At 66.2% G+C, this 21,404-nt stretch carries 25 protein-coding genes, 1 tRNA gene and 1 riboswitch; of the genes, 10 read left to right on the top strand and 16 right to left on the bottom strand.

The window, feature by feature from the left end; all coding sequences use genetic code 11:
* Positions 1-41: 41 nt before the first annotated feature.
* Complete coding sequence (locus tag L8F97_RS00585) at positions 42-626, bottom strand: hypothetical protein (RefSeq protein WP_242146063.1); 585 nt, start codon at positions 624-626, stop codon at positions 42-44.
* Positions 627-751: 125 nt separating this feature from the next.
* Here L8F97_RS00585 and L8F97_RS00580 point away from each other — a divergent pair, with 125 nt between their 5' ends.
* The gene (locus tag L8F97_RS00580; RefSeq protein ID WP_242146062.1) at positions 752-1,153 is read left to right on the top strand and encodes an MAPEG family protein; all 402 of its coding nucleotides are present in this window, start codon (positions 752-754) and stop codon (positions 1,151-1,153) included.
* Positions 1,154-1,357: 204 nt separating this feature from the next.
* On the opposite strand, the gene L8F97_RS00575 is transcribed toward L8F97_RS00580, so the two are convergent.
* From L8F97_RS00575 to L8F97_RS00565, 3 genes are read right to left on the bottom strand one after another with little or no spacing between them, the layout of a single operon-like run.
* On the bottom strand, positions 1,358-1,924 hold the full coding sequence (locus tag L8F97_RS00575) for a DUF2497 domain-containing protein (RefSeq protein WP_242147060.1): 567 nt from the start codon (positions 1,922-1,924) through the stop codon (positions 1,358-1,360).
* A gap of 31 nt (positions 1,925-1,955) precedes the next feature.
* On the bottom strand, positions 1,956-3,464 hold the full coding sequence (locus tag L8F97_RS00570) for a TolC family outer membrane protein (protein ID WP_242146061.1): 1,509 nt from the start codon (positions 3,462-3,464) through the stop codon (positions 1,956-1,958).
* Positions 3,465-3,482: 18 nt separating this feature from the next.
* Positions 3,483-4,178: a protein-L-isoaspartate O-methyltransferase family protein gene (locus tag L8F97_RS00565; RefSeq protein WP_242146060.1), complete on the bottom strand. Its 696-nt coding sequence runs from the start codon at positions 4,176-4,178 to the stop codon at positions 3,483-3,485.
* A 152-nt stretch (positions 4,179-4,330) separates the two neighbouring features.
* Here L8F97_RS00565 and L8F97_RS00560 point away from each other — a divergent pair.
* Positions 4,331-4,404, top strand: a tRNA-Cys gene (locus L8F97_RS00560).
* 3 nt (positions 4,405-4,407) lie between these two features.
* On the opposite strand, the gene L8F97_RS00555 is transcribed toward L8F97_RS00560, so the two are convergent.
* Entirely contained in the window at positions 4,408-4,833 is a 426-nt protein-coding gene (locus L8F97_RS00555) for a (deoxy)nucleoside triphosphate pyrophosphohydrolase (RefSeq protein WP_313931871.1), read from the bottom strand.
* A 78-nt stretch (positions 4,834-4,911) separates the two neighbouring features.
* Here L8F97_RS00555 and L8F97_RS00550 point away from each other — a divergent pair, with 78 nt between their 5' ends.
* Positions 4,912-5,097 carry a Flp family type IVb pilin gene (locus tag L8F97_RS00550; RefSeq protein ID WP_242146059.1) on the top strand — a complete coding sequence of 62 codons (186 nt, stop codon included), beginning with the start codon at positions 4,912-4,914 and terminating at the stop codon, positions 5,095-5,097.
* Between the two features lie 133 nt (positions 5,098-5,230).
* Positions 5,231-5,398, top strand: coding sequence for a Flp family type IVb pilin (locus L8F97_RS00545; RefSeq protein WP_242146058.1), 168 nt, complete (start codon positions 5,231-5,233; stop codon positions 5,396-5,398).
* 197 nt (positions 5,399-5,595) lie between these two features.
* On the opposite strand, the gene L8F97_RS00540 is transcribed toward L8F97_RS00545, so the two are convergent.
* From L8F97_RS00540 to L8F97_RS00520, 5 genes are all read right to left on the bottom strand, one after another.
* Complete coding sequence (locus tag L8F97_RS00540; RefSeq protein WP_242146057.1) at positions 5,596-6,543, bottom strand: acetyl-CoA carboxylase carboxyltransferase subunit alpha; 948 nt, start codon at positions 6,541-6,543, stop codon at positions 5,596-5,598.
* Between the two features lie 145 nt (positions 6,544-6,688).
* The gene (locus L8F97_RS00535; RefSeq protein ID WP_242146056.1) at positions 6,689-7,012 is read right to left on the bottom strand and encodes a hypothetical protein; all 324 of its coding nucleotides are present in this window, start codon (positions 7,010-7,012) and stop codon (positions 6,689-6,691) included.
* A gap of 111 nt (positions 7,013-7,123) precedes the next feature.
* Positions 7,124-8,062, bottom strand: coding sequence for a tyrosine-type recombinase/integrase (locus tag L8F97_RS00530; RefSeq protein WP_313931870.1), 939 nt, complete (start codon positions 8,060-8,062; stop codon positions 7,124-7,126).
* A gap of 5 nt (positions 8,063-8,067) precedes the next feature.
* Positions 8,068-9,891: a hypothetical protein gene (locus tag L8F97_RS00525; RefSeq protein WP_242146055.1), complete on the bottom strand. Its 1,824-nt coding sequence runs from the start codon at positions 9,889-9,891 to the stop codon at positions 8,068-8,070.
* Positions 9,872-10,009, bottom strand: a complete 138-nt coding sequence (locus tag L8F97_RS00520; RefSeq protein ID WP_242146054.1) for a hypothetical protein — start codon at positions 10,007-10,009, stop codon at positions 9,872-9,874. The genes L8F97_RS00525 and L8F97_RS00520 overlap by 20 nt, the downstream gene beginning before the upstream one ends.
* 84 nt (positions 10,010-10,093) lie before the next feature.
* On the opposite strand from L8F97_RS00520, the gene L8F97_RS00515 reads away from it, so the two are divergent.
* The 4 genes from L8F97_RS00515 to L8F97_RS00500 are packed head-to-tail and all read left to right on the top strand — an operon-like array spanning position 10,094 to position 13,611.
* Positions 10,094-10,633 (top strand): shikimate kinase, encoded by a 540-nt coding sequence (locus L8F97_RS00515; RefSeq protein ID WP_242146053.1) that lies wholly within the window; start codon positions 10,094-10,096, stop codon positions 10,631-10,633.
* Complete coding sequence (gene aroB / locus L8F97_RS00510) at positions 10,630-11,730, top strand: 3-dehydroquinate synthase (protein WP_242146052.1); 1,101 nt, start codon at positions 10,630-10,632, stop codon at positions 11,728-11,730. Before L8F97_RS00515 ends, aroB begins: the two co-directional genes overlap by 4 nt.
* Complete coding sequence (locus tag L8F97_RS00505; RefSeq protein WP_242146051.1) at positions 11,727-12,872, top strand: patatin-like phospholipase family protein; 1,146 nt, start codon at positions 11,727-11,729, stop codon at positions 12,870-12,872. The genes aroB and L8F97_RS00505 overlap by 4 nt, the downstream gene beginning before the upstream one ends.
* 49 nt (positions 12,873-12,921) lie before the next feature.
* Complete coding sequence (locus tag L8F97_RS00500; RefSeq protein ID WP_242146050.1) at positions 12,922-13,611, top strand: HPP family protein; 690 nt, start codon at positions 12,922-12,924, stop codon at positions 13,609-13,611.
* A gap of 3 nt (positions 13,612-13,614) precedes the next feature.
* Here L8F97_RS00500 and L8F97_RS00495 read toward each other — a convergent pair whose 3' ends face one another.
* From L8F97_RS00495 to radA, 5 genes are all read right to left on the bottom strand, one after another.
* On the bottom strand, positions 13,615-13,944 hold the full coding sequence (locus L8F97_RS00495; RefSeq protein WP_242146049.1) for a DUF423 domain-containing protein: 330 nt from the start codon (positions 13,942-13,944) through the stop codon (positions 13,615-13,617).
* Positions 13,944-15,701, bottom strand: a complete 1,758-nt coding sequence (locus tag L8F97_RS00490) for a cation:proton antiporter (RefSeq protein ID WP_242146048.1) — start codon at positions 15,699-15,701, stop codon at positions 13,944-13,946. The genes L8F97_RS00495 and L8F97_RS00490 overlap by 1 nt, the downstream gene beginning before the upstream one ends.
* Positions 15,698-16,132, bottom strand: coding sequence for an iron-sulfur cluster assembly scaffold protein (locus L8F97_RS00485; RefSeq protein WP_242146047.1), 435 nt, complete (start codon positions 16,130-16,132; stop codon positions 15,698-15,700). Before L8F97_RS00485 ends, L8F97_RS00490 begins: the two co-directional genes overlap by 4 nt.
* An 87-nt stretch (positions 16,133-16,219) precedes the next feature.
* On the bottom strand, positions 16,220-16,780 hold the full coding sequence (locus L8F97_RS00480; RefSeq protein ID WP_242146046.1) for a CvpA family protein: 561 nt from the start codon (positions 16,778-16,780) through the stop codon (positions 16,220-16,222).
* Positions 16,781-16,848: 68 nt separating this feature from the next.
* Positions 16,849-18,219: a DNA repair protein RadA gene (radA, locus tag L8F97_RS00475; protein ID WP_242146045.1), complete on the bottom strand. Its 1,371-nt coding sequence runs from the start codon at positions 18,217-18,219 to the stop codon at positions 16,849-16,851.
* A 753-nt stretch (positions 18,220-18,972) separates the two neighbouring features.
* On the opposite strand from radA, the gene L8F97_RS00470 reads away from it, so the two are divergent.
* On the top strand, positions 18,973-20,145 hold the full coding sequence (locus tag L8F97_RS00470) for a glycosyltransferase family 4 protein (protein WP_242146044.1): 1,173 nt from the start codon (positions 18,973-18,975) through the stop codon (positions 20,143-20,145).
* A gap of 35 nt (positions 20,146-20,180) precedes the next feature.
* Positions 20,181-20,786, top strand: a complete 606-nt coding sequence (locus L8F97_RS00465; RefSeq protein ID WP_242146043.1) for a DUF938 domain-containing protein — start codon at positions 20,181-20,183, stop codon at positions 20,784-20,786.
* Between the two features lie 6 nt (positions 20,787-20,792).
* On the opposite strand, the gene trxC is transcribed toward L8F97_RS00465, so the two are convergent.
* Positions 20,793-21,227, bottom strand: coding sequence for a thioredoxin TrxC (trxC, locus tag L8F97_RS00460; protein ID WP_242146042.1), 435 nt, complete (start codon positions 21,225-21,227; stop codon positions 20,793-20,795).
* Positions 21,228-21,286: 59 nt separating this feature from the next.
* A riboswitch (SAM-I-IV-variant riboswitch) is annotated at positions 21,287-21,393 on the top strand.
* The last annotated feature ends 11 nt before the right edge of the window (positions 21,394-21,404 follow it).

Raw genomic sequence — 21,404 nt, 5'->3', positions numbered from 1 at the left:
GCGTTGCCGCACCGCCCTTGCTATCGCTTTGTCAGTCCCGATCAGACCGCATCGTGCGGCACCGTCTTGGGCTGCGGCGCGGGCGCAGGCGCCTTCACCGGGGTGGGTGCGGTGCTGAATTTCGCTGCATGGGCGCAATCGCCGGTGCTTTGCGAAACGACCTTCGGCTGCGCGTTGCCGTAGGAGGTCAGCTGGTAGCTCTGCGTACAGCCGCCACTCTTGCCGTCACCGCCGCTACTGTACGAGGTGTACGAATAGCTGACCCCGCCGCCGTTCGGCAGCGTCTTCACCGCCGACTGATCGAGCTTGCCGTTAGTCGGCACCGCCGCAGTCTGCATTGCCGCGACGTGCTGCAGCATCTCGGCCTGCTGGCGGTCGAAATCGGCGAACATCTGGTCGAAGCCGGCGAACGCCACGCGCGGATCGATCAGCGCGACCGGCACCGCTTGAGATATGGGCACCAGTTCCACTTTGGGTGCCACATCGCCAAAATAGCGGACATGCGCGACCGAACCGTCGGGCAGGTCGACGTTCATCACGTGCATCGATCGCTCGGCGGCAAACGCGCTGCCCGCGAGCGCCACCGTGCCGACTCCGGCCAGCGCGATTTTCGAGAACAGGTTCATGGCTGTCTCCTCAGCATGTTGAACAACGATGGCGAATGTATCCGGCCAAGCTGAACCGCAGATGAAAGCAACCTCTCCTCTGCCCGTGCATTGAGGCGATCACACCCGCATGCAAGGATCACCGGATGCACACAGAATATGCCGTTCTGGCTTGGGGCTGCGTGTTGGCGCTGGTTCACATCTTCGCCGCATCGACCGTGCGCACAGCGCAATACGGCACCGCCTGGAACGCCGGCAACCGTGAGTCGGACCCGGGCACGCCGACCCCGCTGGTCGGCCGGCTGATGCGCGCGCAGGGCAATTTCTTCGAGACGTTTCCACTGGTGATCGCGGCGGTGGCGCTGCTCGGCCTTGCCGGCATCCACACGCGCTGGACCGCAGCCGGGGCGACGGTGTGGCTGGTCGCGCGGGTAGCGTATCTGCCGATCTACGCGGCCGGCATTACCTATGTGCGCTCGCTCGTGTTCCTCGTCAGCCTAGCCGGTATTCTGATGATGCTGTGGTCGCTGTTGATTGCGACGCTCTGACGGCCGGGTAGTATAGGCGCCGACTTAAGCCGGGATATCGGAACTCGCACGGCGACTTGGCTGACGTCGTGTCAGCAATACGCGACCGGTAAATGGCCTGCATTAGCCGGTCGCAACGCTACCCGTTTCTTGATGACCGCAATGCCTCAACAGTAAGGCCCGCGCTGCCCGTGTGAACGACACCGGCAGGCGAGAACCGCACGATCACCGCCCTTGGCTGGTGATCCGCGCGATTTCCTTTGCGACCATCTGCTCGACCATGGCGGGGAGATGCGAATCGAGCCACTCACGCAACATCGGTTTCAGCATCTCGCGTACCATGCCTTCGAGCGTGTCCGACCCGGACACCTCCGGCTTGACGACAAGGCGTGACAGCGCGTCGAGCGGTCCGCGCGTCGCGGTTTCGGCACCGCGCGACAACAAAGGTTCCGCCGATGTCGGCTGAGGTGCTTGCTTTGGCATTTCCTGAGCGGGTGATTCCGATCTCGCCTGGGCAAGTGCATCGGCGAACTGCACCGGCTCGGGTTCGGGCGTGTTCATCTTGGGCCGAGTGGCGGGCATTGCTTCCTCCGCTTCGTCTTGATCGTCATAATCGACGGGATCGCTGAGTTCGAGCACTTCACGCGGCTGAGTGAGCGGCAATGGGCGTCCACCGGCGGCGCGGTTCGGCCGGCGCAACCGCCCGGCGCTCACATCTCCCTCTTCAGCGATGATACGCTTGATCGAAGACAGAATGTCCTCCATCGACGGTTCTGCGCTGATATCACCCATCGCGATCAACCTTTTTGCCCCCGCACTATGGTTAACGTTTTCTGACCGTGCTGTTTCCCTGATTTGTAGCAGTGCTGTCAACTGGTGTATCGAGAAACGGGTCAAGTGGCTTCGTCACAATCGCGGTTTGCGGGAGGGTCGCGGCGGTCGAGGTCGCAACCGGCTTCGGCGCCGGCGCGGGCGCCCAATCCCAGATGGTGTGGCTGACGCGCTTGTAGTTCAGCGTCGGGTCGTACAGCGTCCCACCGTCTAGCCCGAGGTCGCGCGATTCGGCCTTGCCCATTGCCGCCAGCAACGAGAAACCGGCAACGTACGCATCACGTTGCGCCGAGACGAGCGTGATTTGCGAGTTCAGCAGTTCCTGCTCGGCATTGAGGATGTCGAGAATGGTCCGGCTGCCCACGCTGTTTTCAGCGCGCACACCCTCCAGCGACAGCTTGTTGGCGTCCACCGCCGTCTCGCTGGACGCGATCACCTCTAGCGAGGATTTCCACACGGCATAGGCCGACCGGGTCTGAGCGATCACGTTACGCTCGACTTCGGTAACTTGCTCGATCGCCTGCCCGCGGCGCGCCTGCGCCTGACGGATCTGCGCGGTCGGGCCGCCGCCCTGATACAATGGGAGGCTGAGTTGCAGCCCGAGCGCAGCAGACTTGCCACTCTGCGAGATACCGAATTGCGTCGCGGAGCCGAGCGATCCGAAATAATCGTAATACGTCCCGCTCGCCACCGCGTTCAGGCGTGGCAGGCGCTGCGCAGCAGCGGTACCGACGTCATAGACGCTGGCGTCACGGCTTTTCTGCGCCGACAGCAAGGCCGGATTGTCCTTAAGCGCGACGTCGACCGCCGCTTCAGGGTCGGTCGGCAAGTTGGGAAGCACCGGTGGCTGCTCAAGCCCGACCGGGGCGGTGCCGACGTAGCGGATGTAATTCTCGCGGCTGGAGATCAGCTGCGCCTGTGCGCTCTGCAACTGGCTGCGTGCGAGCGCCAGTCGCGCCTCCGACTGCGCGACATCGGTGCGGGTCAGGTCCCCAACCTGGAACCGATCACGACTCGCCTGAAGGTTGACGTCGAGAACGTGCACGTTCTGCGCGTTGAGCGCCACGATAGCCTCGTCGCGCAGCACGTCCATGAACGCCCCGACGACGGAGCTGAAAACACTCGCTTCAGTGTCGCGCAGGCTCAGCCGGCCGGCATCGACTCGCGTCTTGGCCGCCTTGATCGAGTTGCGCACCGCCCCGCCGGCATAGATCGGCACCGACACCTGCGGCTGCACATTGAGCTGTCGCGCCGGATTGGAGAGGGTATTCGCGTTGTTGTAGACGTTCTCGTTATACTGCGCGTTGATGCTCGCCGATGGCAGCCCCTGCGCGCGTGCGATCGGCACGTTCTCGTCGATCGCGCGGACGTTGGCGCGATCGGCCGTCAGTGTCGGGTTCGTGTTATACGCCTCGACGAGCGCCTCGCGCAGCGTCTTCGCGCTCGCGGGAGCGGCGGCGAGCAGCACGCTCGCGCCGGCAAGATACAATCCATATCGCATTGCCGGCGCAGCGCCCTTTTAGAAAGAGAAGGTTTTAGGCTTCGAGAACCCCGGCAGCGCCACGCACTCGATATCGGCGAATCCGACCAAGCCGAAACCACCGGCGGTGCGACGACCCGAGCTGAGCCGCGTCACGCCACGATCGATGATGCCTGCCACCGCACGGCCACCTGGATGAACCTGCGAAACCAGCGCCTCAGGCACCTGCTCTACCGAACCGTCGATGATCAGCACGTCGTAAGGTGCCCCGGCGGCATGCCCCGCTTCTAAAGGCCCCTCCACCAGCGTCACCGATGCCATACCCGCAAGCGCCGCCCGCGCCATCGACGCGAGGCCGGCGTCACTCTCGACCGCGACCACCGATGCGACCAACTGCGCCAGCACTGCCGCGGTGTAGCCACCCGCCGCACCGATCAGCAGCACCCGGTCGGTCGGTTGCAGATACGCTTCTGTCAGCAGGCGGCCCGTCGCGATCGGCACGTTCTGAAAGCGGCCGTGACCAAGCGGCACGGCGGTATCGCGATAGGCCAGCTCGGCAGCGCCAGCGGGCAGATATGCTTCACGCAGCACCCGATCCATTGCCGCCACCACGCGCGGATCGTTGACCGCGTTGGGCCGCAACTGGCTCGCGACCATCGCGTGACGCATCGCCTCCAGATCCGTATGGCCCGAACTGGGATTGGAAAGAATGGGCTGAGATGCGGTCGAAGTCATAGTCACCCCTGTGGCACGACTGTGTTGATCGTGCAATACACTTAATCTGACTGCCGCTTGTATCGCGCACATGCGACCTCGCCAAGCGGCGCACGCATTTTTCGTAACAGCGGTTGACTTGCCCGCCGGCTCCGCGCATCTGGCCGCCTCTCGGCCCGATGGCGGAGTGGTGACGCAGAGGACTGCAAATCCTTGCACCCGGGTTCGATTCCCGGTCGGGCCTCCACTCTCAACGACCTGCATTTCGCGACTCGCGCGCTTCCAGCGCCGCGACGAGCGGCAGGTCGGCGGGCGGCATCGGCAAGTCACGCAAACTGGCGGGACGGCGCCAGACCAGCGCGTCCGCCTCCAGCGCCGCCGGTACGCCTACCCAGCGTTTGCAGCCGTATAGCAAAAGCACCAGGTTTCGCGCACCCGCCGGCACGCTGGCAAAGGCCAGCGGCGCGAGATCTGCTGCCGCGACCGTGATGCCCAGTTCTTCCCGCAGTTCGCGCGCCAAGGCCGCTTCGGGGGCTTCGCCGAGTTCGACCTTTCCGCCGGGAAACTCCCATAGCCCCGCATGAGCTTTACCGGGCGGACGACGCTGCATCAGGACACGCCCGTCCGCCTCGATCAGCGCTGCCGCGACCACCAGAAGAACGCCGGCTTCGTCCACATCAACCACGCCCTTCGCCTTTCCTTAAGATTGCCTTGCTATCCCCACGACGGGATTTTCCGCTCCGGGGCAAGAAGCATGTTCGCCAAGCTGATCAAAACGGTTCTGCAGGATCGGCGGGGCGGCACCGCCATCGAATATGGCCTGATTGCCGCGCTGGTCGTCATCACGATGATTACCGCACTGGTTGAAATGGCAGGAACGACGACCGGCATCTGGAACAACGTCAGCTCCCAGGTTCAGCATGCCAGCAAGACCGGCTGAGCCGCAGGCTACGTAGAAGTTCTGCCCCGCCTTAAAGTTTTATCAAGAGTGACCGCCTAAACCGGCATCGCTGGCCCGGCACTCCCGGTTCAGCCGGGTAACTGAAGCTACTGAATCACTGGAGACCGGACACATGCAGACCATCCGCAAGTTCATCAAGAACAGCAAGGGCGCCACCGCAATCGAATACGGCCTGATCGCTGCTCTGATCGCCGTTGCCGCGATCGCCGCCATGCAGGGCCTGGGCAATCAGCTCAAGACCACCTTCGGCAACGTGTCGAGCAACATGAAGGCTTCGTAAGCGCCTAAAGCTTACATAGGAAAGGGCGGCGGAACCAAGGTTCTGCCGCCCTTTTCTGTTACGGGACGTAATGAGTGCGTATTTGCTCGCGGTACTCGGCTACGCGTGACGCACCGCGATCCAGCGACCCGGCAATCAGCGCACAGAGAGGTTCAGCAACGTCACCACTTTATCGAGGCGAGTTGCACGCCGTCGGTTCAGAGGCGACCCATCGCCAGAAACTTCTCACGCCGAGCGCGGCGGAGCCCGTCCGCATCGAGCCCGCTTAATTCGCCAAGCGACTCGGCGATGGCATTGCCGAGCGCGCTGATCGCCGCAGTCGGATCACGATGCGCGCCACCAAGCGGCTCGGGCACGATCGTATCGATCACACCCAGGCCCTTAAGATCCTGCGCGGTGACTTTCATCGCCTCGGCAGCATCGGGCGCGCGCTCGTTGGTGCGCCACAGGATCGCGGCGCAACCCTCGGGCGAGATTACCGAATAGACCGCATTCTCGAACATCAGGACGCGACTTGCCGCCGCCAGCGCGATCGCGCCGCCGGATCCGCCCTCACCTACGATCGCCGCGATCATCGGCACGCCGAGCGCGAGACATTGCTCTGTAGACCGCGCGATCGCCTCGGCCTGGCCGCGCTCCTCCGCCTGCACGCCCGGGAACGCGCCGGAGGTGTCGACCAGCGTCAGCACCGGCAAACCGAAGCGATCGGCAAGCTGCATCAGGCGGATTGCCTTGCGATAGCCCTCCGGCTTGCCGGACCCGAAATTGTGGCGGATGCGCGAGGCGGTGTCGTTGCCCTTTTCGTGGCCGATCACCATCACGCGCTGGCCGCGAAAGCGCGCGAAACCCCCGAGGATCGCCTGATCGTCACCAAAAGCGCGATCACCGGCGAGGGGAACGAACCCCTCGAACAATCCGGCGACATAATCCTTGAAGTGCGGCCGCTCACCGTGCCGTGCCACCAGCGTCTTCTGCCACGGCGTCAGCTTCGCGTAGGTATCGCGCAGCAATTTGTCGGATTTGGCCTGGAGCCTCGCGACATCGGCGGAAATGTCGACGGTGCCGCCCGCGCCGGTTTCACGGAGTTCATCGATGCGAGCCTGCAGCTCCGCGATCGGTTTTTCAAAGTCTAGAAAGCTTGCCATCAGGCCGCGTCGGTTACGGGCTGAGGGCGGAGTTGGCAATGGTGCGCATCGCTGCAACCCCGTCTCGCCATCGCGAGCCCCACTCCAAAATGCGATGGGCGCCGCGCCGCCTTCGCGACGCGACGCCCAATAGCTTCAATCGGGCTTAGTTGCCGTCCTTGACGCCAACGGTCGGTACGTCGACGGTCGTCTTCTTCGTCTCAACCTTCGGCACCGTCACGGTCTGCTTGCTGGTGCCGACGACGACTTCCTTGGAGTGCATGTCGACGTCTGGCATGTCACCACCCTTGGCGCTGACATTGACCTTGGGAAGCGATCCACCCTTCACGTCCGCGCTCCAGAAGCCGGTCGCGAACAAGATACCGACGACGATCACGATCGCGAGCAGGATAAGCCCGATAACCTTACCGGTGTTGCTGCGCTTCTCCACATAGGTCGTGGTGCCGTCCGGATTGCGATACTCAGCCATTACATATCTCCCTTGTCGTAACGGCACAGAAACCAATCCCCGTCGAGAATGTTCCAGCGACGCAACGTTACGACATACGCAGAACGCGACGCACACACCGCGCTTTCCGCGCTACACGATGCGCTCTGACGCTAGCATGCCCCGATTGCGGCGCGCCTGCGCTTCCGCAAGGGGGTGCCGTTCGTTGACCAGCGCCACCAGCCGGCTCGCGTCGACATGCGTATAGATTTCCGTTGTCGCGATATCGGCATGGCCGAGCATGGTCTGGAGCGCGCGCAGGTCCGCGCCGCCGGCGAGCAGATGCGTGGCGAAGGCATGGCGCAGCACATGCGGGGAAATCCGATCGTGCGGGATCCCCGCCGCCCCACCAAGATCGCGCAACACCTGGAACAATCGCACGCGCGACAAGAAGCTTTTGCCGGACGGGAACAGCCACGGCTGATCCGCCGGCACATGCACGCGCCAGGCGGCGACCGCCGCGCGTGCCCGGTCCGAAATCGGTACAAGCCGCTCGCGCCCGCCCTTACCGCGCAGGATGCAGTAAGGCCGGTCGGGTGCGACCGCGCCGCGCGGCAGCGACACCAGTTCGGTCGCACGCAGGCCTGATCCGTACAACAACTCCACCAGCGCGGAGAGCCGCAGGTCGCGCGGATCGAGCGGTTCCGCCGCCAGCCGTTCGGCGATGACCGCGAACAGGCGATCGACATCGGCATGGCTCAGCACTTTGGGGAGCGGACGGCGGGTGCCGGGCCGGGGCAGCGCAGCACGGGGATCGTCCGTGCGGTGCCCCTCATCCGCGAGAAACGCGAAGAACCGCCGCAACGCCGCGGACTTGCGCGCAACCGTCGCGTGCGACAGGTCCGCCCACATGCCGGCGAGCCGCATCAGATCGTCGGCGCTGGCGGCTGCCAACCTGCCTGCCAGAAAATCCGACGCGAGCGCGAGATCGCTGCGATAGGCGGCCAGCGTGTTCTTCGCAGCCCCCCGTTCCGCCGCCATCATCTCGAGGAACCGCTCGATCAGCGCGCGGTCGGCGCCGGGAGGCGGCACCTCGATCAAAGCCGGGCGAGCGCCTCCGCCGCGATCATCCGTGCCTCGCCTTCGAGGCCGACCGTGCGTAGCGCCACGACGATATGGTACAGCGCTTCCGGCGAAACGCCGCCCCACGTCGGCGTCTGCATGCCGACGGCCGCGAGCAGCACCACCGTTCCCGGCTGGTTCGACATTGCCGCCCGACCGATCGCGCGCGTCCAGGCGTTTTCCTGCCCGATGCGGATGTCGAGCGATTGCGCGCCCTGCTCGACATCGCTCGCCGACATGCGCCCCAGCCCGGCCAGCCCGGCAAAGAACATGCGTCGCTTCAACGTCGCATTGTTGCCTGCACCGGCATAGTTGCTGACCGCCGCAAAGCGATAGCGCGGCATTCCAGGATCGGCGAGCGCAAGCATCGCCCACGCGTCGCTCGACGTGGCTACGGCAGCGCGCCACTTCTGCGCGGTAACGTCATGGCCTGCCGCAAGCATCGCAGCGACGAGCCGGTCGGCATCCGCACCTTGCGTGCCGGCCGGCATGCGCGCGGCCGCCCCTGCGGTCAACACCAGCCGGGCATACCGGCCTGCGTCGGATTTCGGTGCGTCCCACAGCGATTTGATCGCGTTCAGCCGTGCGGAGATATCGCCGCCGCTATACGCGGTCTGCAAATCCCGCGCGATCGCCGCCTCCGGCAACGCCTCGTCCCCTTCCTCGGTGACCATACCGTAGAGGTCGACCAGCGCCGCGCTCGAGAACACACCGCGCGCTGCCGCCAGTTCCGCGCCCGGCGCGCGGACGTGGGCGGCGAGCATGGGCGACAGCGCGCGCCATGCCATCACGTTGCGGCCGGTCGCGTCGAGCAGCGGCTGAGGAATCTCTGTCGCCGAGGCCATCGCGAGACCGTAGCGCCAGGCGGTGAGGTGATCGACGTCATCCCACTCGATCGTCACCGCCTGACGGCCCCGCGCGCCGGCACCGGCGATCTTCTGCGCGAGCAACAGATCGATGCCGGTCGCCACGTGGCTTTTCTTGGCAGCGGCGATCAGCGGCGCGACCTTGCTCGGGTTGCCCGCCAGCCCGGCGCACATCGCGCGCGCCAGCACCCAGCCACGCTCGAAACCAAGTGCGTAGCCGCCCTCGGCAAGCGGACACAGTTCGGCCGGGTCGCCGTTGGCAAGCGCCGACTGCATCGCGATCTCGTAGAGCTTGGGCGTGTAATCCTGATTGTCGACGCTCTGCACCACACCGCGCGCCGCAACCGAGTCGCCCATGCGCAGCAGCAGCCAGGCCCGCTCCGCCGCGAAGTCCGCGCCGTTGACCCCGGCGGGCGTATCGACTTTGGACACGAGCGCACGGCGCAGCGCGATCGCTACCCAGCGCGACGCGATCGGCAGGTTTAGCCCGCGCATCAGCCCCTCTACATAGCGGCCGGACGCATTGCCGAACGCCTGCGCCGGCAGTCCACCGTCAGCCCGGCCGACCGGCCCGACCTGGGCCAGCGAGCGCCGCGCATAAGCAGGCATGTCGTACCGCACCGGCAGCGCGATGGCGCCCGGAGTGGGCATGCCGCTCGGCAGCGGCGTCGGCGTGCTGCTGGGGAGCGTGACCGGCGGCGGTGCGCCGTTGCTGGCGGGCAGCGGTGCTGCCACGGGCGCAGGCACGCTGCGCACGACCGCGTTGCCCGCGGGCGACGGGCGTGCGGACGGGGTCGGCGTGGCGGCGGGATCGCCAAAGCCGGGCGGAAGGATCGACTGCGGCGAACTCTGGCCGAGTGCAGGAATCCCCACACCCAGCGCGATCGCCGTCACCAATGCGAGTAGCGGGAGATCAGCCCTGGAGATTCGCAAGCGTGACAACCTTCTCGACATGGGTCAGGGGCTTCTCGTGCGCGCGGCCGGCAAGCAGAAACATTCCGCCGACGAGCACGACGACCACGACCAGAAGCGAAAGCAGCGAGCGGGACATTGGCAAACCTTGTAACAATTGGGCGGAACCGGCCCGGCAGGCCCTTTTGCCCGAGCGGCGGGTGCGCTGTATAGCCCGTTTCCGATGTTGCAAAGCCCCGCCCCCAATCCTGTCTGGCATGGCCAGCCGATCGTCCTCGTCGGACTGATGGGCGCCGGCAAGTCGACCGTCGGCCGTCGGCTCGCCCAGCGCCTGCGTTTGCCCTTCGTCGATGCCGATACGGAGATCGAAACGGCGGCAGGCATGACGGTGTCGGACATCTTCTCCCGCTTCGGTGAGGCGCACTTTCGCGATGGCGAGCGCCGGGTGATCGCGCGGCTGATGAACGGCGAACCGCGTGTGATCGCCACCGGCGGCGGTGCGTTCATCCAGGACGATACGCGTGCGCTGATCCTCGCGAGCGCGCTGGCGATATGGCTCGACGCCAGCCCCGAGGTACTGGTCAGCCGCGTGGCAAGGCGCGATACCCGGCCGCTGCTGCGCGACGGCGATCCGCGCCACATTCTCGAAAATCTCGCGCGGGTGCGCAACCCGATCTATGCCCAATCCCACCTCCGCGTCGTCAGCCAGCATGCCCCGCATGATCTGACCGTCAACGCCATTCTCAAGGCTATCGGATTATGACGATCGTCCGTGTCGGGCTCGGCACGCGCAGCTATGACGTGGTGATCGAAGCCGGGCTGCTCGCCCGCGCCGCCGAACACTTGAAGCCGCTCGCCCGCGGGCGGGTGATGGCGATCGTCACCGACGAGAACGTGCGGCCGCATCTCGACGTGCTGCGCGGCGCACTCTCCGACGCGGGGGTCGAGAGCGAGGCGATCGTGCTGCCGCCGGGCGAATCGACCAAAAGCTGGGCCATGCTGGAGCATCTGACGGATCGGCTGCTCGATCTCGGCATCGAACGTGGCGATCATGTCATCGCCCTCGGCGGCGGTGTGATCGGCGATCTGGTCGGGTTTGCGTGCAGCATCCTCAAACGCGGCTGCGGCTTCGTGCAGGTGCCGACCACGCTGCTCGCGCAGGTCGATTCGTCGGTCGGCGGGAAGACCGCGATCAACACGCAGGCCGGCAAGAACCTGATCGGCGCATTCCATCAGCCGGCGTTGGTACTGATCGACCCTGTCGTCCTGGAAACGCTGCCGCTGCGGCAGGTACGCGCGGGTTATGCCGAGGTGGTGAAATACGGCCTGATCGACGATGCCGACTTCTTCGCTTGGTGCGAGGCGAACGGCGCAGCCTTGCTCGCGGGCGATCTTGCCTTGCGCGAACATGCCATTGCATACTCCGTCGCCGCCAAGGCGCGCATCGTCGCGGAGGACGAACGCGAAACCAGGGGACGCCGGGCGCTACTGAACCTAGGCCACACGTTCGGGCATGCGCTTGAGGCGGAGGCGGGCTTTTCCGACCGGCTGCTGCATGGCGAGGCGGTCGCCGCCGGCATGGCGCTGGCCTATGGGTTCTCGGCCGCGAAGGGTCTTGCGCCACAGGCGGAGGCGGCGCGGGTTGCCGCGCATCTGCGCAGCGTCGGCCTGCCGGACGGCCTTGCGGCTGCCGGCATCGTGGCCAGCGGCGAGGTGCTCGTCGCGCACATGCTGCACGACAAGAAGATGGACGCCGGCACCCTCCCCTTTCTGCTCGCACGCGGCATCGGGCAAAGTTTCGTCGACACGTCGGTGGATCTCGATGCGGTTGCAGCCTTTCTCAACCGGGATCCACGATGATACGCTCGTGGTACCGTGCCGGACTGGCGGCGCTGCTGCTCGCGACCAGCGGCTGCGTCACCATCCCGCGTGAGCCGTTCACGCAAGCCGAACACGCCATCGCCTACCCGGTCGGGTTCCCGCATGTGCGTTACGGTCCCGATGATCCGGCCGTACGCGCGATGTTTCACGCCGATGCCGCCGGCACTCCCCCGATCATGCTGGCGCTGTCGGGCGGTGGCGCGAACGGAGCGTTCGGCGCGGGCGTACTGTATGGCTGGACACAGGCAGGCACCCGCCCCGAGTTCAGCGTTGTCACCGGCGTGAGCACCGGCGCCCTGATCGCGCCCTTCGCGTTCCTAGGGCCCAAATGGGATGCCGAGATGAAGACCGGCTTCACCGACGGCCGCGCCTCGCATCTGCTGCCTTTCCCCTTCGTGAATCCATTGTTCCGCGACAGTATCTACACGGGCAAGCGGTTGCGTGCTTTGGTCGACAGTTTTGTGACGCCGCGGCTGCTCGCCGCCGTCGCCGCCGAGAACGCACGCGGGCGCAAACTGCTGATCGCCACCACCGATCTCGACAGCCAGGATCTTGTCGTGTGGGACATGGGCGCGATCGCCGCACACGGCGGCACAGCCGCGCGCGCGCTGTTCGCGACCGTCCTCACCGCCTCCGCCGCGATCCCCGGCGTGTTTCCGCCGGTGATGATCTCGGCGCAGATGGGCAACCACGTCGCGCAGGAACTGCACGTCGACGGCAGCACGATCGGCGCGTTCTTCGCGCTGCCCGACACCGCGCTGATCGCCCCCACCGGGCGCGGCAGCGGCGGCCGCATCTACGTGCTGATCAACGGCAAGGCGGATGACGAGTTCGCTGTGACCAAACGCTCGCTGATCTCGCTGCTGACGCGCAGTTTCGATACTGCAAGCAAGGCAACGCAGCGCACGTCACTGGCTACGGTTGCAGCCTTCGGCCAGCAAAACAACGTCGGTACGTATGTCGCGGCGGTGCCGCCGACGGAAACGTCTTCCTCGCTCGACTTCCGGCAGCCCGCGATGCAGGCGCTGTTCGAGCTTGGCCGAACGCGCATGGTGGCAGGAACCGCCTGGGCAAATTTGACGACGGCGCTGAAGGTCCCGGATCCAACCCCAGAGCGCTGATCCGCGCCTTCGCGATCGTAAAAGGAAGGGCCTGCGCGGCCGCTATTGCATGGATCTGCTGTCCCGTCTGATGCCACCAGTGCTCGCCACCAGCCCTGCGGAGCGCCTTCGCGCCGGCTTTGGTGCGTTCCTCGGCATTCTCGTCACCGCGCTGGCGTCGACCTTGTGGTTCGGTACCGGCGCCGCACCACTACTGCTGATCGCGCCGATGGGAGCATCGGCGGTGCTGCTGTTCGGCGTGCCGGCAAGCCCGCTCGCGCAGCCCTGGTCGATCCTCGGCGGTAATCTCGTCGCCGCGTTGATCGGAGTTACGGCGGCGCGGTGGATCGGCTCGCCGCTGCTCGCCGCGTCGGTGGCGGTGGGCGGCACCATGCTCGCCACGTCGCTGCTGCGTTGCGTCCATCCGCCAAGCGGCGCGGTCGCGCTCACGGCCGTACTCGGCGGCCCGTATATCATCGCGCTCGGCTACGGCTTCGCGCTGGTTCCGGTCGGGCTGAATTCGGCGCTGCTGCTGGCGGTCGCTTTGGTCTACAACAACGCGACGCGACGCTCATATCCGCACCACGCGCATCCACCTGCCCACCCGCACCCGCCGAAAGCGCCGCTCGCCCTTGGCGAAGATGACATCGACGCGGTGCTTGCGGATTATGGCGAGCCGCTCGACATCAGTCGTGAGGATCTCGGCGTGTTGCTGCGCGAACTCCTCGGCCGCATCGAACAGCGCGGCAACGAACGCTGATCCTCAGCGCGCGGCGGCCCATGCCAGCCACAGCCAGCCCGCGATCAGCAACAACCCGCCGATCGGGGTCACTGCGCCGAGCCAATTCGGCAAGCCGAGCGCCATCAGATACAGCGTCCCGGAGAACACCAACGCCCCGCCGACGAACAACCACCCCGCTCCGCGCGCACCCAGCTGCGCCGCGACCAGCGCCGCGACCGCATGGATGAGCTGATACTCGCCGCCGGTCTTTAGCCAAGCCGCCGCTACACCACTAGCGCCGTGTGCACCGAATGCCCCTGCACCGACCGCCAACGCTCCCGAAAGCGCCGCCGCCACCACTAGCCAGTTCATCAGCCACCCTCCCGCAATTCTTCACGCGTGTCCTGCACCATCATGCGCGCCGCCTCGTCGCGGAAGTTGCCGGTGTCGAGTTGCACGCGCAGCCGCTCCTTGTCGCGAGCACGGTAATGCGCCTCGCTGCGGTTGATCTCCTCCTCGTCGATCTCGATGCTCGCCATCGCCAGGCGCGCCATCTTCACCGCCGACTCGAGCACCTCGCGCACCACCGCCGTCGCCGGGCTGCCCTTCAGCTTGATGAGCGAGCGGCGATCATAGGCGCGCACGAACACCTTCGCGTTCGGAAATGCGGTATGCACCGCCTCGACCAGGTCGGTCGTCACCTGATCCTGGTCGATGCAGAACAGGATCAGTTCCGCCTCGCCCGCCCCCGCCTGTCGCAGCAGGTCGAGCCGGGTGCCATCGCCGTAATAGACCTTCGCGCCGAACTCACCCGCCACGTCGATCATCTCGATGTCGGTGTCGATCAGCGTGACGGGAATCCCTTGCGCGATCAGCATCTGCGCGACCGTCTGGCCGAAGCGCCCGTAGCCGACGATTAGCGCGTTGGCGCCATCGGAACGCGGCCCCTCGCGGTCGCCGCCATCCACGACCGGTTCGGTCCGCAGCCGCTTGGTGATCGCCATCAGGAACGGCGTCGTCGCCATCGACAGCGTGACCACCGCGCCGAACAGGCTCGCCGCCTCCGGGGCGATCAGATAGGCGTGCTGCGCCTGCGCGAACAGCACGAAACCGAACTCGCCGCCCTGGCTCAGCAGCAGGCCGAGCGCGAACGCCTCGCGCCATCTCATGCGGAACAGCAGGCCGATCCCCATCATGATCGCCGCCTTTGTGACGATCAGCGCGAGCGCCATGCCGACCACGAACAACGGGCGCGCGGCGATCGCATGCAGATCGAGCATCATCCCGATTGCCAGGAAGAACAGGCCGAGCAGGATCGAGCGGAACGGCTCGACATCGGTTTCGATCTCGTGCCGGTACGGGCTATCGGCGAGCATCACGCCCGCGACGAACGCGCCGAGCGCGGTGGAGAGGCCGAGCGACTCCATGATCGCCGCCGCCGCCACGACGGTGAACAGCGCCGCGAAGACGAACATCTCGCGCTCGCCGAGATTGCCGATCGCACGGAACATCGGCCGCAGCAGATACCGCCCGGCCAGCACCAGCCCGGTAATCGCCAGCACGGTATAGAGGAACAACTGCCAGCCGGGCGGGCCGTTCGCATCGGCGGGATTGCGCGACAGCACCGTGACGATGGTGATGAGCGGCACGATCGACAGATCCTGGAACAGCAGGATTGAGAACGCGCGCTCCCCGAACGGCGTACGCAACCGACCGGCGGATTGCAGCATCGGCAGCACCTGCGCGGTCGACGACAGCGCCAGCGGCAGGCCGAGCGCGAGCGACGCGGCGAGCGAGAACCGCGCGATCAGCCACACCACGCCCGTCACTGCGATACCGCAGGTGATGACCTGCATCAGGCCAAGCCCGAAAATCTCCTTGCGCAGGCTCCACAGCCGCGACGGGTTGAGCTCCAGCCCGACGATGAACAGCAACAACGTGATGCCGAGTTCCGCGACGCCGATCTTCTGATCGGCATCGCCGACCAGCCCCAGCACCTGCGGCCCGACGACGGCACCGGCAACGAGATAGCCCAGCGTCGCGCCGAGCCCCAGCCGGCGGAAGATCAGCACGAACAGCAGCCCGAACCCGCCGAGCGCTGCACCGTCGATCAGCAGACTTTCCGTCATGCCGCGCGGCTGAGCGCCGCGGCCGCAGCCGCTTCCGCCGCGGCCTCGAACGCGAGCCGGATCGAGGGGTGTCGCGCACTGTGCGGCAAAGCCGGCGTGAAGATGTCGAGACCGGGCCAGTCGGGCACGTCGCCCTCGCCCGCCAGCCAGGCTGCCAACGCGTCGCGCGCGGCGGCGATCTCGGCCGGCGACCGCCCTACAACCTGCGCCGCCAGCAGCGAGGACGATGCCTGCCCGAGCGCACAGGCGCGCACCAACATGCCCACCTCGGCGACACGCCCGTCCTCACCCATGTTCACGTCGACCGTGACCCGGCTCCCGCAGATTGGCGATCGCTTCTCCGAAGAGGCCATCGGATCGGCGAGCCGCTCCTGATAGGGGATGGTTGCGGCGAGGCGCAGGATTTCGGTGTTGTAGAGCGTCGCGGTCATGCCGTGGATGTAGGGCCGATGCGGCGGCGCGTCACCCCACACGATGGCGGGTGCGAAACGAAGTTGGCGCCCGCTCGGCCCGTCGCGTCAGTCGGTCCGGTTCCCCGTCGGGACGGCCGGTGCCATGGTGTGGCCGAAGACCGGCAAGCCCTTGCGGCGGCGATCAACGAAATCGGCGATGCTCGCGCTGGTTGCATTGAGCAGCGGGTAGGTTTTCGAGGCGGTCAGCCACTCCGGTCGGTGTGCGGGGCCACCATGTACGGTATCGGTCATCAGTACGACGACCAGGAAGCCGAGGCTCGCCAGGATCAAGCCCTTCACCGCGCCGAACCCGAAGCCAAGCGCGCGATCGATCGGTCCGACCGCCGAATCGCGGATACGACCGCCGATCGCGCGGGCTACCAGCCGGCCACCGAAGTAGGTGACACCGGCCAGAATCGCGAACGCCAGCACCGCCGCGCCGGTCACCGTGCCGACCATGCCGGTCAGCGCCGCCGCGAGGGGTGTATGGAACAGCTTCACCGCGAACACGATCGCTACCCATGCGAACAGCGAAAGCACCTCCGTCACGAACCCGCGCATCACGCCGAGGATCGCCGCGCCACCCACGGCCAGCAAAACGATGATGTCGAGCGCGCTTAGTCCCATGATGCGCCTGCGCTTACGATGGGCGCGGGTGCGAGTCGAGCGTGTCAGGCGGCTAGGTCGCCGACCCGCTACTTGCCCAGCATATGCTCGACCAAAGCGCCGAGCGTGCGAAAGCCGGTCAGCGCAAGCGGCGCTGGATCGGCGGCGGTGGTCGCCGGCACCAGCGCGCGTTCGAAGCCAAGTTTGGCGGCTTCCTTCATGCGAAGCGGTCCGTGCGCGACCGGGCGCACCTCGCCGGACAGCGCGATCTCGCCGAACGCGACCGCGTCGGCGGGGACCGGCCGCTCGGACAGGCCGGAGATCAGTGCCGCCGCCACCGCGAGATCTGCGGCCGGGTCCTGCACACGGTACCCTCCGGCGATGTTCAGATAGACTTCGCACGCCGAGAAACTCAGGCCGCAGCGCGCCTCCAGCACCGCAAGGATCATCGCCAGCCGCCCGCTGTCCCAGCCGACCACCGCTCGCCTGGGCGTCGCGCCGCTCGCCAGCCGCACCACCAGCGCCTGAATTTCGACCAGCACCGGCCGCGTCCCCTCCAGCGCGGGGAAAACGGTGGTGCCGGTCACGCCTTCGTCGCGCTGCGTCAGGAACAGTGCGGAAGGGTTGGAAATCTCCGTCAGGCCTTCCGCAACCATCGCGAACACGCCAATCTCGTCGGTGCCGCCGAAGCGGTTCTTGATCGCGCGCAGGATGCGATACTGGTGGCTGCGCTCGCCCTCGAAGCTCAGCACGGTGTCGACCATATGTTCCAGCACGCGCGGGCCGGCGATGCTGCCGTCCTTGGTGACATGGCCGACCAGCACCACCGCCGTGCCACGTTCCTTGGCGAAACGGATCAGTTCCTGCGCAGAGGCGCGGACCTGGCTGACCGTACCCGGTGCGCCCTCGATCAGATCGGAGTGCATCGTCTGGATCGAATCGATCACCAGCAGGTCGGGCGGCGTCCCTTGGGAGAGCGTCGTCAGGATGTCGCGCGTGGAGGTGGCGGAGGCGAGTTGCACCGGCGCGTTGCCCAGCCCCAGCCGCCGCGCGCGAAGCCGCACCTGATCGGCTGCCTCCTCGCCAGAAACATAGGCGACGCTCTTGCCGGCAAGCGCCATCTTCGCGGCCGCCTGCAACAGCAGCGTCGACTTGCCGATCCCCGGATCGCCGCCGATCAACGTCGCCGATCCTTCCACGAAACCACCACCGAGCGCGCGGTCGAACTCGGCGATGCCGCTCGCCATACGCTCGGGGAGTTCGACGTCGGTATCGAGGCCGGACAGCGTGATAAAACGCCCGCCACCTTGCAGGTTATGCTTGGCCTGGAACGGCGTGACGACGGCACCCGCCTCCTCGACCATTGTGTTCCATTCCGAACAATCCCCGCATTGCCCGGCCCAGCGATGGGAGACCGAGCCGCAAGATTGGCAGACGTAGCGCTTCTGTGGTTTCGCCATGGTGTGTCCGATACCCGAACCGGAACGATTAGAGAACAGAAATCTTGCCCGAAGTGCGCGGTCCGAGGCGTGCGGGCGGGAAGTCTGCTGCTCTCGGGAACAATGTTGCCCGGCTAATTGGGACGGAATGCTACGATCGGTTGAATGGACGGAATGATCATGGGCGATTTAGTACGTCAGGCAGTCTCCCAGACAGACTCTGCCGAATTCGTGACATGCTCGTTCGGTGTGCAACCTCACGGACATGGGCTTCGCCGCCGTCGCTTGCGTCACCGACACGGTTTGGATCGCCTGTCAGATACTCGACAGTATCGACTTCGGACTCGAACCGGGGAAGAACGCGAACGCAAGACGACGAATCTGCTGCGAAATACGCGACAGCGGCCGGGCAATGGCGATCGGTCTTGTCTCCGCCGAACCGAGCTGGCGGATACATCACACTCCGATTCCCTGCGGTTCGAGCGTCACGTCTCGATCCCGATCGTGCTGGCCGATGGCAGTTCTTCGGGACGGTGTGCGCGTCGAAGCCAGCACGGCGATGTCTCAGCGCGAGCGATCTGCCGATAACGATGCGGGGCTTTGCCGATCAGGTCGCCACGCTTCTGAACAGGCGGACCGGTCTTGCGGCGGCTGCAGCGAAAACAGCGGACTGCCGCACACAAACCGACCGGTAGCAAGCCAAAGAGACCCGCCGCTCCACCGCCGCCGAAACGTTCTGTTCCCAATCCGCCGACTCGACGCTATGGCGCGGCGATGCAGGCGACAAACCTCCGCGTTGCGCTCTTCAGCGGCAATTACAATTACACCCGCGACGGTGCCAACCAGACGCTAAACCTGCTGGTCGGCTATCTGCTCAAGCAGGGTGCGGCGGTGCGCGTCTATTCGCCGGTGAGCCGCAAGCCAGCGTTCGCGCCGACCGGCGACCTCGTCGGCACGCGCTCGGTCAAGATGCCGGGCGGCCGTGCCGAGTATAAGCTTGGGCTTGCGATTGATGCGCGCGTTCGCGCCGATCTGGATGCGTTCGCGCCCAACCTCGTCCACGTCTCGGCGCCGGATTTCCTTAACCACTCGGCGGTACGCTATGCACGGGAAAAGGACATTCCGGTGGTCGCGTCTTACCACACGCGCTTCGAGACCTATGTGCAATATTACGGCATCGGTTTCGTCGCGCCGCTGATCGTGCGCATGCAGCGCAAATTCTACCAGAGCGTCGATGAGGTGCTCGCCCCCAGCCAGATGATGGGCGAGATCCTGCGCGAATGGGGCGTGACGACGCCGGTCACGCGCTGGTCGCGCGGCGTGAACCACGATCGCTTCAGCCCGGCCCGGCGCAGCCTCGAATGGCGGCGTTCGCTCGGCATCGGCGATGACGAGATCGCGATCGGTTTCCTCGGCCGGCTGGTCAAGGAAAAAGGTCTCGATGTGTTCGCCAAGGCGATGCACGCGCTCGACGTCCGTGGCGTGCGGCACCGGACGCTGGTCGTCGGTGAAGGCCCGGCACGCGACTGGTTCGCCAAGGAAATTCCCGATGCGGTATTCGCAGGCTTCGTGACGGGGGACGATCTCGGCCGCGCGGTCGCATCGATGGACGTGTTCTTCAACCCGAGCGTGACCGAGACGTTCGGCAACGTGACGCTGGAGGCGATGGCGGCGGGTGTGCCGGTGGTGGCGGCGCGGGCGTCGGGTGCGGTCGGGCTGCTGGAAGACGGCTTGACCGGGCTGATCGTCGATCCGACCGATATCGAGGGCTATGCCGACGCGCTGCAACGCTTCTGCGAAGACGCCAGCTTCCGCGTCGGCGCAGGCCGCGCCGGCGTGGCGGAGGCGGCCGGCTATCGTTGGGAGCGGATCAACCAGACCGTGCTCGACACGTATCTGCGCGTGATCGCCCGCACCTCGGTACAGGCGGCGCATACGCCGGTTTGACTTGGCTTTAGGCGCGCCCTGTCGCAAGGCGCACCATGGACACAGACTACCGCCTGAGCAGCCCGGCAGCCCTTCGCAATCGCGAACCGATCCTGGACGTTTTGCGCACGGTGCTGCCGGAGCGCGGGACAGTGCTGGAGATCGCGAGCGGTTCCGGTGAGCATATCACGCACTTCGCCGCCGCCGTGCCGTCGCTGATCTGGCAGCCCAGCGACCCTTCGCTCGCGGCGCGGACCTCGATTGCGGCATGGCTGCACGACACACCGCTGGCGAACGTACGTGCGCCGCTCGACATCGATGCCGCAGCCGAGCCGTGGCCGATGGTGGACGCCGACGCGGTGTTGGCAATCAACATGGTGCACATCAGCCCGTGGCGGGCGACGCTGGGGCTGCTCGGCGGCGCGGCGCGGCTGTTGCCGGCGGGCGGTCACCTGTACCTTTACGGTCCGTTCCGATGCGCCGACGTTCCGCTGGTGGCGAGCAACGCTGCCTTCGATGCCGATCTCAAGGCGCGTGACCCGTCATGGGGTATCCGCGACCTCGACACCGTCGCGGCGGCGGCGACCCCGCTCGGGCTCAATCTGGATCGGGTGATCGAGATGCCGGCCAACAATCTGTCGGTCGTGTTCGTGCGCGGATAACTGCCCTCACATCACCCCGCGTGCCCACCCGACGATCGCGCTCGCGGGCATTGCGCCGGACTGGCGCGCCACTTCCCGGCCGCCGCGGAACAGGATCATCGTTGGGATCGAGCGGATTGCATAGCGCGCCGCGATCGCGGCCTCCGCCTCGGTATCGAGCTTGCCGAGCCGCATTGCCGGTTCGAGCTGCTGTGCGGCAGCGGCGAACGCCGGCGCCATCTGGCGGCATGGCCCGCACCATTCCGCCCAGAAATCCACCAGCAGCGGCAGGTCGCCACGCCCGGCATGGGCATCGAAGTTGGCAGCGGTCAGCACGATCGGCGCACCGGAGAACAACGGCGCATGGCAGCGCCCGCAGGTGCCGCCTGCGCCACGTCTCTCTATTGGCACGCGATTGGCGGTCGCGCAGGCAGGGCAGATCACGATATTGCTGTCGCTCATGCAAGCCGATGTAGCGTGCTTGGTGGCATTGCCAAGCACCCCGCGATTTCGTAAGAGTATCGCAACATCAAGAGTTGGGACGACGCCCAACGCCAACCTGCCGTCCGGGCAAGGTGGCACTCTCGCCAGAGAGGATGTGGCCGATCCGGCAACCAAACGGACCAGAGCCACGCAAGC

It is taken from the genome of Sphingomonas sp. BAUL-RG-20F-R05-02 (assembly GCF_022662305.1).
Taxonomy (GTDB): domain Bacteria; phylum Pseudomonadota; class Alphaproteobacteria; order Sphingomonadales; family Sphingomonadaceae; genus Sphingomonas.
Note: the sequence above shows the minus strand (reverse complement) of the source record. Positions and strands in the feature narration are given on the sequence as shown.